At 48.5% G+C, this 11196-nt stretch carries 10 protein-coding genes; 4 read left to right on the plus strand and 6 right to left on the minus strand.

Going from position 1 to position 11196, the window contains the following annotated elements:
• Positions 1 to 14 precede the first annotated feature (14 nt).
• On the plus strand, positions 15 to 1193 hold the full coding sequence (locus tag LKK83_RS20865; RefSeq protein WP_324633258.1) for a histidine kinase: 1179 nt from the start codon (positions 15 to 17) through the stop codon (positions 1191 to 1193).
• A 99-nt stretch (positions 1194 to 1292) separates the two neighbouring features.
• Here LKK83_RS20865 and LKK83_RS20870 read toward each other — a convergent pair whose 3' ends face one another.
• Entirely contained in the window at positions 1293 to 2855 is a 1563-nt protein-coding gene (locus tag LKK83_RS20870; RefSeq protein WP_324633267.1) for a cation:proton antiporter, read from the minus strand.
• Between the two features lie 536 nt (positions 2856 to 3391).
• Here LKK83_RS20870 and LKK83_RS20875 point away from each other — a divergent pair.
• Entirely contained in the window at positions 3392 to 4825 is a 1434-nt protein-coding gene (locus tag LKK83_RS20875; protein ID WP_324633259.1) for an FAD-binding domain-containing protein, read from the plus strand.
• Positions 4826 to 5206: 381 nt separating this feature from the next.
• On the opposite strand, the gene LKK83_RS20880 is transcribed toward LKK83_RS20875, so the two are convergent.
• From LKK83_RS20880 to LKK83_RS20900, 5 genes are all read right to left on the minus strand, one after another.
• A complete protein-coding gene (locus LKK83_RS20880) occupies positions 5207 to 6193 on the minus strand; it encodes a hypothetical protein (protein ID WP_324633260.1) in 987 nt (328 codons plus the stop codon).
• Complete coding sequence (locus LKK83_RS20885; RefSeq protein WP_324633261.1) at positions 6193 to 6762, minus strand: hypothetical protein; 570 nt, start codon at positions 6760 to 6762, stop codon at positions 6193 to 6195. Before LKK83_RS20885 ends, LKK83_RS20880 begins: the two co-directional genes overlap by 1 nt.
• Positions 6763 to 6852: 90 nt before the next feature.
• Positions 6853 to 7056 carry an RAMP superfamily CRISPR-associated protein gene (locus tag LKK83_RS20890; RefSeq protein WP_324633262.1) on the minus strand — a complete coding sequence of 68 codons (204 nt, stop codon included), beginning with the start codon at positions 7054 to 7056 and terminating at the stop codon, positions 6853 to 6855.
• A gap of 10 nt (positions 7057 to 7066) precedes the next feature.
• Entirely contained in the window at positions 7067 to 8146 is a 1080-nt protein-coding gene (locus tag LKK83_RS20895) for a type III-B CRISPR module-associated Cmr3 family protein (RefSeq protein ID WP_324633263.1), read from the minus strand.
• Positions 8131 to 9897, minus strand: a complete 1767-nt coding sequence (locus tag LKK83_RS20900; protein ID WP_324633264.1) for a Cas10/Cmr2 second palm domain-containing protein — start codon at positions 9895 to 9897, stop codon at positions 8131 to 8133. The genes LKK83_RS20895 and LKK83_RS20900 overlap by 16 nt, the downstream gene beginning before the upstream one ends.
• A gap of 122 nt (positions 9898 to 10019) precedes the next feature.
• Between LKK83_RS20900 and LKK83_RS20905 the strand changes: the two genes are divergently transcribed.
• Both LKK83_RS20905 and LKK83_RS20910 read left to right on the plus strand, forming a co-directional pair.
• On the plus strand, positions 10020 to 10532 hold the full coding sequence (locus tag LKK83_RS20905; RefSeq protein ID WP_324633265.1) for a hypothetical protein: 513 nt from the start codon (positions 10020 to 10022) through the stop codon (positions 10530 to 10532).
• 3 nt (positions 10533 to 10535) lie between these two features.
• Entirely contained in the window at positions 10536 to 10943 is a 408-nt protein-coding gene (locus LKK83_RS20910) for a hypothetical protein (RefSeq protein WP_324633266.1), read from the plus strand.
• Positions 10944 to 11196 lie beyond the last annotated feature (253 nt).

Raw genomic sequence — 11196 nt, forward strand, 5'->3', positions numbered from 1 at the left:
TGCAACAAGATTGCATGAGAGCTTCTCCAGACCCAACCCTAGATCGGAATCAAAACGCCCCTTTACAGCTCGTGCTGTGTGTGGATAGGCGTCCGAATTCCACCGAACAAATCCGCGATATCCGCAGTTACCTCAGACAATTGCGGGCAGAGACCATTTTTGACCTTCAGATCGTCGATGTGGGAGAACAACCCTATCTTGCCGAACATTTTCGCCTGGTTGCCACCCCGGCGCTGATCAAACTCCACCCAGAACCGCGCCAGATTATCGCCGGCAGTAATTTAGTCGCGCAGATAGAAAAATGGTGGGAGCGCTGGCAACGTTCTGTGAAAGATTATCTCGAAGACAAGGGAGATAGGAAACCCGACGGCAACAGTTGCGCCCCCTCTACCTCTTCCCTGGCTCATTCAGCGGAATTGATGCAGTTATCCGACGAAATTTTTCACCTGAAGCAGGAAAAAGAAGAATTGCTCGATCGCGTTCATTTTAAAGATCAACTGATTGCCATGTTGGCGCATGAGTTGCGAAATCCCCTCACGGCAACCTCCTTGGCGTTGGAAACCCTGGAAATGACCCAACACCAAAATCAGGAGAGCGACCCAAAAGTCAGGGCGGCCCTGAGCGCGCGGTTGATCGCCCACGCCCGCAATCAAACCCGGGCGATCGAGCAGATGGTTTCCGACATTTTGATTGCCGCTCGCACCAGTAATAATGGGGAATTTGAAATCCATCCCCACATTTTGGATCTCAAAGCGTTATGCTTCGAGATTATTAAAGATTTTGAAGAGCGGTTTAAAGAAAATTCCCTGAAGTTTCATCGAGATATTCCCAATGATTTGCCTTTGGTTTATGCTGATGGGGAACGCATCCGCCAAGTGGTGGTAAATTTGTTGGATAATGCGGTGAAATATACTCCACAAAAAGGGAAAATCGAACTGTGTATTTTGCACCGCACCACCCAAAAGGTTCAGGTGAGCATTATCGATAATGGACCGGGAATTCCGGAGGAGAATAAAAAGCATATTTTTGAAGACCGCTTTCGCCTGCAACGGGATGCGAAAAAAGATGGGTACGGCATCGGTTTGGGATTGTGCAAGCGTCTGATTCGGGCACATTTCGGGCAAATTTGGGTGGATTCTTCTCCGGAACGCGGTAGTGCTTTTCATTTTACGTTGCCCGTTTATCGACAGTAGAGAATTAAGAATTAAGCCGCATAAGCGCAGTCGCCGGGGTTGTCTCAATTCTTAATTCTCTGGGTTAGGGGGCGCGCATCGGCTCCCCGCTGTGGTTGTTTATCCTTCTTCTTGCAGAACTTCTTGTAAAAAGGGTGCCAGTTCTTTGGTTAAGCGACCGGCACGCACTAATTCGGCGTAGGTGTCTGCTTCAATGGCGAGCAGTTCTTCTTTGAATTGTTCCCGGGCAAAGTCTTGCAAGTCGGGTTCTTCGATTCGCAATTGTTTGAGTTGTTTTTCGACTTCTTCGAGTTGTCCTTTGACTAAGGCGATTTGATAGCGGTAAAACTCTGGATCGATGTCGGGGGGCAGGTTTTCCGCGTCTAAACGCTCGAGGACTCGTTCGAGGGCCGTGCGACGGGCGATCGCTTCTACATATTGCTGTCGCAAGGTCTGCTCTCCCAGTAAATTTAACCGCTTCAGCAGGGGTTTGGTGGTGAGTCCTTGCACTAGCAGGGTGAATAACACTACGCCAAATACGGTGGCGATGATTTCTTCGCGCGCTTCCAGTACGATGGGCACGGAGAGCGCCAAGGCGATGGAGACGGATCCTCGCAAGCCCCCCCACCACAGCACGGTTTGTTCGCGCAGGCTTAAATCGGATTTGGTGATTAAATTGCTCACTGCGCCGAGGCTGTAAATAGATAGGGCGCGGGTCCCGAGTACGGCGACAATGGTAATCGCGATCGACCCGAGATTGTCTGCCAAACTGGCAAACTCGATTTGGTCGCCAATCAGCAAAAAAACGATGGAATTGACGAAAAAGGCTAAAAATTCCCAAAATTCGGTGACGATTAACCGCGTGCGCGGGTTCATGCCAATTCTGGAGCCAAAGTTTCCTAAAATTACCCCCGCCGTCACTACGCCAATTACCCCGGAACCCCCCAGTTCTTCGGTAATTAAATAGGTGCCATAGGCGGAAACCAGGGTCAGGGATTGCTCGACTAAGGGCAAGTCGAAGCGTTGGGTGAGGTAGGAAATTCCAAACCCAATCAGACTCCCCACCCCCACGCCAATCCCTACAAAGGCAAAAAATTGCGCCAAACTGGTTCGCACTTCGAATTGTTCGGTGCCTAATGCCAATCCGACTAATAAGCTAAATGCCACGACCGCTACGCCGTCGTTGCACAAGCTTTCCCCTTCCATGAGGGTGGAAAGCCGTTTGTCTACCCCCAATTCCCGAAATAGGGCAATCACGGATACCGGATCTGTGGCGGAAAGACTCGCCCCCAACAGCAGGGCGGTGGTTAGGGAAATCCCGGCAAATTGATTCAGCGCTAAGGCGATACCAACCACGGAAATCAACACCCCGACAATGGCGTAGAAACTGACGGGGACTAAATCTCGCTTCAGGTTTTTCCACCGCAGATTCCAGGCGGCTTCAAACAGCAGAGGAGGCAAAAAGATTGACAAAATGAGTTCCGGGGAGAGGTTGACCAGACGCACGTCTACAAATGCCAACCCTAAACCGACGATCACCAGTAGCAGGGTGTAGGGAATCTGCCTCACCCAACTAAATACTTGGGGAAGCGTCGCTACACTTAGGGAGACGGTAAGCACGAGGAGAAAGCGCTCTAGGTTTTCCTGTATTAGCGCTTCTCCTCCAACGGTTTCTAATGTCATATTGAGAACTCTCAGTGGATATCCGATAATGACTTCTGACTCTTGCGGTGTGGGGTGGGTTGACCTACCACAACCAACTTGCATCAGTCCTCATTAGTTTTAGTCTGTCGTCCCATGTTAAGCAAGTTCTCGGTTGCTGTGGGTTCTGTGGGGGAAGGATGTTGCAGATTGACAATTTAGTTTGCGGGGAAGTGGCGATCGCATTTGCCCATCTGCACCTCCCAGCCATTGGGCGGTTTGTTCTCAATCAACACCGGGATTCAATAACCTGTTTAAGCGAATCTCAATTCCGTTGCATAAAACCCTAATTCGGATGAATTCCTAACCCTCTAAATTATGGGCATAACCCAAAATAAATCAATATAAATTCTGCCTTTACCGAGGGAGTGGCTTTCGCTTTTGTCGGGTTTTTTTAAAAATACCGTTTGCAAAATTGAAGATTGAAAAATATAGTAAAAATATGAGAAAATAGAAAACACCATTCTCCCAATTCTGGGAAAAATCAACGGTGTATCGAATACAAATCAGGAGAAACTATGTCGGAGACGATAATTTTTTGGCATCGGCGAGATTTACGGCTGAGCGATAACGTGGGATTGGCAAAGGCGCGGCAGAAAACGGCGCACCTGGTGGGGGTGTTTTGCCTGGATCCGAATATTCTCGATCGCGATGATGTGGCACCGGCAAGAGTAAAATACATGCTGGGTTGCTTGCGGGAATTGCAGGAAAGTTATGCCCAGGCGGGGAGTCAATTGTTAATTTTAAATGACGAACCGAGTCAGGCGATCGCGACATTGGCGAGGGCGCTACAGGCAAAAGCAGTGTATTGGAACCTGGATGTAGAACCCTATTCCCAGCAGCGGGATAAAACAGTGTGCGACGCCCTGGAAGAAAGCGGCATTGAAGTGCAAACCTTTTGGGATCGATTGTTGCACGAACCGGCAGAAATTCGCACCGGCAGTGGTACGCCCTACTCCGTTTATACTCCATTTTGGAAAAACTGGAATCGCCACCAGAAAGCGGAACCAAAGCCTCGGGTAAAAGATATGATACCTTTGAGCGAAGAACAACAGCAAGCGGCAGTAGAAAGCGGCGCGATCGCCCTTCCCACCCTTGACGAGTTGGGATTTTCTTGGGACAATGAGCTATTGCTCGAACCGGGCGAAACAGCGGCGCGGGAGAAACTGGAGGAATTTTGCGATCGCGCCATTTACGAGTACGACGAATTGCGAAACTTCCCCGCTGTTGACGGCACCTCTGGATTAAGTGCTGCCCTCAAATTTGGCGCAGTGGGCATTCGCCGCGTCTGGGCGCAAACCTGCACGGCTTGGGAACAATGCCGCAGCGACGAAACGCGCAAATCCGTGCAAACCTGGCGGCAAGAATTGGCATGGCGGGAATTCTACCAACATGCTTTGTATCACTATCCGGCACTTGCCGAAGGGCCTTACCGCGACTTGTGGAAAGACTTTCCCTGGGAAAACAACCAAGAACATTTCCAAGCGTGGTGTGAAGGGCGCACCGGCTATCCAATTGTAGATGCTGCCATGCGCCAGCTCAACCAAACGGGATGGATGCACAACCGATGTCGGATGATTGTCGCCAGTTTTCTCACTAAAGATTTAATTATCAATTGGCAGTGGGGAGAAAAATACTTTATGCAGAAACTGTATGACGGCGATTTAGCGGCGAATAATGGCGGATGGCAGTGGAGTGCCTCCAGCGGCATGGATCCGAAACCCTTGCGAATTTTCAACCCCACCACCCAAGGGCAAAAGTTCGATCCGGAGGGGGAATACATTCGCCAATGGGTGCCAGAATTGCGATCGCTGGATACGGAGGTGTTAATGTCGGGAAAAATTCCGCCCAGCGATCGGCAACAGTGCGAATATCCTGCCCCGATTGTAGACCACAAACAGCAACAGCGCAGATTTAAAGCACTGTATCAGCAGCAAAAGAACCTCTCGTGAGGGGATGGGTGGGCGAAGGCTCACCCATCCCGGATCTCGGGGCGTTTTAAAACATCATCTCCGGTCCAGTGTCGGTGAAACGCGGGCGATTAAAACTTCGCCTTGGCTTCTCATGGTTCGCCGATGCGGAATAATTCTTTTTAAAACTATTCCTGTCGGCTATTTTGATTGGCAATCCACCGGAGAAAATCCCACATATTATCCGGGGATTTTTTCCGGTCACATTCTACTACATCTATGCAAGCAGGTGCGGCATTCACTGTAGTTCTGTTGCCCTTTGGAGCCATGACGTTTCCAACAAGTCCACTTCAGCTCAAGCGGTAGGGGTTCAATTTATTTTGGCCAAAGTTTCTGAAAACTATCCGAGTTAGATTGAGATTGTTATTCCTCGTGCAAAAAGTTGAGAAAATTTGTACACTCTTGAGAATCGTCCGGAAACATTGTTAGCAATTCCATGAAATTTTTAGTAGGAATTGCCCTTCTCTTCTGCTTACCATTTTCCATTGTTGTATTCACGCGCACCACTGGATACATCCGATGCCACAGTCGCCCAATTTGATTGATACTTCCCGTAACTGATGTTTGCTTAATCGTTTGCGTTTGTTGTCGGAGATAGCGGTCAAATTTTTGATAAGGTTTGTGCAACCATTGCACTGCTTTACAGTCTTCTCGACCTTGAGAGAATCTTCCCCAGACTTGCACGTTGTCTGGATGCCATGCTTCGCGCCAGTCTGTCGGGCTATCGGGAGTCGGTGTGATGCCGCAAATTTTTATCCAGTCCGATGCGGTTGTTCTGATATGGTTTAAAAACGGGGCAACGTGGTCGAGTTTGCGAACTTTGTTTTCGTTAATCAACGAGCTTTTGTCCCACTGCCAGTGACAGCGAATCAAGGGTTTTGTTTCATTTTGTTCGTAGTATTCCTTATTAAACAAGCGATGGTCGGCGCGTCGCCAGGATTTACCAAAACCTCCGAGAAGCATAGCAAATCGCATCAGCAACCGCATCAGTGTTAGGAGGATGTTTTGTTGGGATTCGGGCAGCGATCGCCTCAGTAACCATTGTAATTTTCCCGCTACCTCATAGGTTGGTTCGTCTGTAGTATTATTCACATGAACCGTATCGTTAGGAACCGTAATGCCCGATTGCCTCATAACATCAACTAAGGCATCCCAGGTTGCTTTCCAGTATTGGGATTTATCGGGTTCTCTGACTTGCAAGCGCAGGTGTTCTCCCCAAAATCGTTCCAATCCGTAAGCAACGGATTCGCGCATTTTAAAGGATTGATTGAGAGATTTGCGATCGCGCAGTCGGGCATCGAGAACTAGCTGTTGTGCCACTTGGTCTAAACTATAAGATGTCCACGCCATTATTGTTTTTCCTCCTGGGGTTGGGCTAAACTATCACCAACTAACGTCACATTACAACGACCGAAACCAATCGATTCGAGTCCGCCAAAATACAATTCTTGAGAATAGGGCTGAGAATTTCGTGTGCCAAAGGGTTGCCATCCGGTTTCTTTCAGGGCAACGGGAAACACTAAAATGCTGCCGACGGGTAACGCTTCGGTATTAAAAAATGCCCCGCGTTCCGTATCCACTTTTTTCATATTGTCGAGTAATTTTACTCGACTTTGACGATATAAAGCCATATCGTGAATGTTGGCAATATCTCGGTCATCTACAACTACTAAAGATTTCGTGGATAAATTTGTCCCGGCTGGAATCCAGGGAGAAAGGTCAACTTGATGGTCGATTTCGAGGAAACCTAAATTAAAGAACAACACCTTTTTTTGCGTACCGGGAACCTGACGACCTTCTAGGTCGGGGGAGGCGGTATAAGGGTCGGGAACGGGTGTGGAAATTCCGGCCATGTGCTTGTATCGTTTCAGGAGGAGGGGGGATGTCACCCAGACGATGGGTTGTCCCGGATAAAACACGGGCAACCACAGTAAAGAAGCGTATTCAAATTTAACGCGCGCTTCGGTGGTTCCGCCATCTTCGCGACCTTCTACCGCTTCATGTCCGTACTAATAACCTACGTTGCCGTTACTGTTATGATTGCGGCGCATATCTGCCCGAAATCGTCCCCGAATCGAACTGCCCGGAATAATGCCAGTTTGGGTGAATTGGTCGCGAAAAATGAGGTTGAGGTTGCCCGTTTCCTCACCGGCAGATGCGCCCACGTGAAGGGGGGCGAGGGTTTCGATAATGCCGTAAGCTTGATGATACATTCAGGTTCTCCTATTGTTGCGATAATTGATGAGAAATTGCCCCGTTCAGGGGCAAAGATAATCCGCATCCCCAGCGTTTGAACGAATATCCTTCGGTAGGAAACCACTTCCTGGGCCACTGTTGCCAGGTTTTATCTAGCGGACGGTCTACAATGTAGACTGTGCCGGCGGAAACGGCATACCGCCCTCGCGATAGCAGTTTCGGTTGATTCGGTTGCTGGTTTTCGCGATCGCCTAATCGAAATCGAATCGGGTGGGAACGCTGGGTTAGCATCGATTTCATGCCCGATTCGCTGTCATACCACACGCTTTGCCACTGGTTCCCGAGTTTAACCTTCGGTTCGCGATAGGAAAGGCGGTTGGAACCCCACACCGCTGGTGTAATTAGGGCAAAACTGCGTTGCAAGGGTTGTTCGAGTAAGAGTCTCGCCGGTTTGGCGATCGCCTCACATCGAATCGCCACCATATGTGCTTCCCCCCCAAACCGATACCAACCCGCCGGGATTTCTTCGGTGGATAAATACACCAAACAAGTCTCCGGATTCAGTTGTACCGCATTTTCGAGAAACAAACTGCCTTGATTGTCGGCGGCGTCTGTTTTTACGTGACGTTCGTCTTCTCTCAGGCGGGGATGCAAGTGAGGTAAAAATTTCCAAGGATTACCTTTGACTTCCGGTTGTTCTAAGCTATTTTCTTCCAGTTTTTCCCAATCTTCTATCCCCATCCAAGTCCCAGTTTGAAATTTATCATTGGGCGGTTTTTCTCCGGATGGTTGCAACCATTTATTTCCCTGCCAAGTTAGCACATATTTAATTTTATTGTCTTTGACCAAACAATTAAACGGGGTGGGGACGTAAAAGTTTTGGACGTTTTTCTCCTCCGCCCAAAATGGCCCTGCCAGTTTCAGATTGTAGAGTTTCTTTTTCTCCGCTTCGGTTTGCCATTCGGCGGCAAAAATGCCGGATAAAGTGGCAGCAGAAGGCGGAAAGCTGGTTCCCGATCGCCCTACTAAGTTTTCAGGAGAGAGGAATCTTCCCGCACTTCCGTAGAGGAATCCGAGGGGTTCGATAATAATCAGGTATCGGAACATAAATGAAAACCTACTTTTGCCAGATTGATTATCCAGTCGTTGAGGGCGGTATTGACTGCTTTCTCGTTCAGGTTGCCGGTTTCGTGGTATTTTTCTGGTTCGCCTAAAATTCCCGCTTTATCGTCAGCATTCCACCAGTTATCCCGGTTTAAGATATCTTTTTGACTGGGAAAATAAATTTCAGCGATCGCCTCGGCAATGTGGATTTGGTTATCGGTGAAAGCATAACGGGATTGTAAACTAGCGATATCTTGGTAAATGTGCGCCCAGTTTTTGGGTTGGTTGTTGCGATCGCGATAGGCGGATAAAATATCCAAAAATCGCCAGGGGCACACCCATTCCAGGTGATTGCCACTGTTGAATAATACCCGCATCGCAAGGCGATCGCGTCCGCAACTTTTCGCCGACCTTTCTGCTTCCCGACAGTGTTGCAACACATCGCGCTGGGGAACATTGGGCGCGGCCCAGACAAACCCAACACTGACGCTAATTTTATCGGCATAGCCGTGTTTTTTCCACAGTTCGGGTAGATTGGAAAACCACTGCAAACACTCGCTAGCGGTGAGGTCTCCCGGGGTGGCACTTTGGAACAAAACCCCCATAAAATCATCGCCACCGGCATAGACAATCCGACCGAGTTGGCTTTTTTTCATATAAGGTTTGAGTTCATCTTCCCCCCAGTTCATTAACGCCGAGCTAAACTTTTTCAGTTCTTCTCGTTCGATATCTTCTCCTTTTTCTGATAGTTCTTGCAGGAATTTACCCATGCGATCGCCATCCCCTTGGAACCATCCCGTCCACCGTTTTTCCTCATGGCGGTTTACTTCGCGAAACGGTTTTTCGGGAATTTCAATATCTGTCGCTGCCAATGCTGCTTGGATAAAAGTGTCTGACATTTCGATGCGCGGACGTTCGATTTCAAATTGAATCGATTCCGCGATCGCCTCTACGGTTATCAAACGTTTAATCAGTTCGGGAATACTTAACTGTTCCCGAGGCGTAATTATCGCCTCACCGATTTTTTTGGCTACATTCACCCGCTTCTTTCCGGTTAGAGTATCGAATCTAGGAATGCGTTCGATATAGGTTTCACCCAGTTCTTGACTCAAGGCAGCATAAAATTCCTCGATTTCTTGTTTTTCAGTTTGCGCCTCTGGGTTTTGGGGATGAATTAAACCCAACTTCGGCCATGCGATCGCATCGGTTCCGGAAAGGGTCGAACTTTCGCCTTTCCAATTAATCCCCACCCAATCCCGAGGACGTTTGACATCATTGAGAGATTCTCGCGCTGCGGTAATCGTATCGCCGATGGCCCAGAAAAATTCCCAGGCGTGGTGACTCCAATCTTTCCACTCGCGCTTCCAACAATAGTTACGGTTGGGTAAGGTTTTCTCGATCCATTGGCGGCAGGTTTCTACCACCGTGTGCCATACTTGGTTAAAGGTGGCGCGGGCATCTGCTTCGGGAAACACGCCCTGGATAATAATCTGATTCGGCGTCCCCTGGGTCACGTTAATGATGGCAGGGGAAATCACCTTCCACCCTTGCTGTTGCGCCGCGTTGCAGAGAACGCGGGAAAGGTACGATAGCAGAAACGAACTCCCATACAAGTCGCGCAACTTGCGGGACTTTTCGATAAACCCTTGCACCGGTGCAAAGGTAATTGCAGTATAGCTCGATTCGGTCATGGCATCGGCATCTCGGCGGTCTATGTGGCCATTGTAATCGCTACTGGAAAGCTGAGCTTCCAAAACCTAGCTACCATTTTAGGGTATAAACCCATTAATTTATCGAAATCGTTATGAAACCTAACAAACCGCAACCTAAGTTAGCATTCCGGTTAAGAAAGGTAACAACCCGGGGTCTCGCGGTCATGCAAAAAGGGATCCGAGGGACCGGGCAAGTGACAATCCAGGTGAAAGATGCGATCGCCCGAACGGTAAAATCGGTCCGCAAGAAATCCGCAGATATCGCCCGTGGTTGCTGGAATGCGATCGCTGCCTTTTGGTCGAGTCTGCAACTAGGGCACATTTTCCGCCGATTGGGATTGCCGTTTTGGGGAGGAGTCGGACTGGCGATCGCGGGTTGGATGATAGATAATCTCGTCAAATTGAGCGAATTGGCAATCCGCTATGTCCTGGGGACGACTCCGACTCCCACTCCCAAAGAGTTTTTAGTGCATACCCTGATGATTGGTTTGGGTTTGGGATTCACCTTGTTTATTAGTTTGGGGTATAAATTCCGCCGTCCCCTCATGCAAGGGGTATTTGTCAGCGATAAATTAACTCAACCCGATGGCAAAAAAGGGTTGATTTTGCTGGTTAGCAATCCGAATAGTGCCATGTTTGCTATTGAATATCACTACATAACTAAGCGCTGTTTATAAATTGTGTGCTTAAGTCCGTCCGATGACAGTCAAATCAACCAATTCGGTGGCAGTTCTCAGAATAAAGCAGAGGAGATTAAAAGGCGTTGTGAAGACTTACAACACAATGCGATCGCTAACCCACTTAATTTACCGCCTTTACAGGTACAAATTATCAAAGGCGTGTCCCCCGCTGACGCCCAAGAAACTTTCGATGCCGTCAACCAAATTTATCGCAAAAGTCAATATGGTGCGGATGAAATTGTTGCCGATTTTACCGGGGTAACTAAACCGATGACAGTCGGAATGATTATGGCCGGTCTCAAACGCGATCGCGTTTTGGAATATGTTTCCTACAACCCTGCAATTAAAAAATCTTTTGGGCCTTATGTGATTGATTATCAACATAGTGCCTTTGATTTGATTGGGTAATTGGGGATATTGTACATTTTTTGATGTTGCATTAACCCGATAACCCGGCGTGGGTTTAAACCCACGCCTCATAGCTAAAGCCGGTTATAAACCGGCTGCAAATCTTATCGTCAAAGCATTGTTTTTAATAACCCGGCGTGGTTTTAAACCCACGCCTCATAGCTAAAGCCGGTTATAAACCGGCTGCAAATCTTATCGTCAAAGCATTGTTTTTAGTGGGGTGTTGCAACTACAGTTAATCCCGATACAATTC

It is taken from the genome of Phormidium sp. CCY1219, assembly GCF_035615515.1.
Classification (GTDB): Bacteria; Cyanobacteriota; Cyanobacteriia; order Cyanobacteriales; family Laspinemataceae; genus CCY1219.

Excerpts from the sequence above, each read along its gene's own strand:
- LKK83_RS20865 (WP_324633258.1), top strand. The coding sequence starts at position 15 with ATGAGAGCTTCTCCAGACCCAACCCTAGATCGGAATCAAAACGCCCCT.
- LKK83_RS20870 (WP_324633267.1), bottom strand. The coding sequence starts at position 2,855 with ATGACATTAGAAACCGTTGGAGGAGAAGCGCTAATACAGGAAAACCTA.
- LKK83_RS20875 (WP_324633259.1), top strand. The coding sequence starts at position 3,392 with ATGTCGGAGACGATAATTTTTTGGCATCGGCGAGATTTACGGCTGAGC.
- LKK83_RS20880 (WP_324633260.1), bottom strand. The coding sequence starts at position 6,193 with ATGGCGTGGACATCTTATAGTTTAGACCAAGTGGCACAACAGCTAGTT.
- LKK83_RS20890 (WP_324633262.1), bottom strand. The coding sequence starts at position 7,056 with ATGTATCATCAAGCTTACGGCATTATCGAAACCCTCGCCCCCCTTCAC.
- LKK83_RS20895 (WP_324633263.1), bottom strand. The coding sequence starts at position 8,146 with ATGTTCCGATACCTGATTATTATCGAACCCCTCGGATTCCTCTACGGA.
- LKK83_RS20905 (WP_324633265.1), top strand. The coding sequence starts at position 10,020 with ATGCAAAAAGGGATCCGAGGGACCGGGCAAGTGACAATCCAGGTGAAA.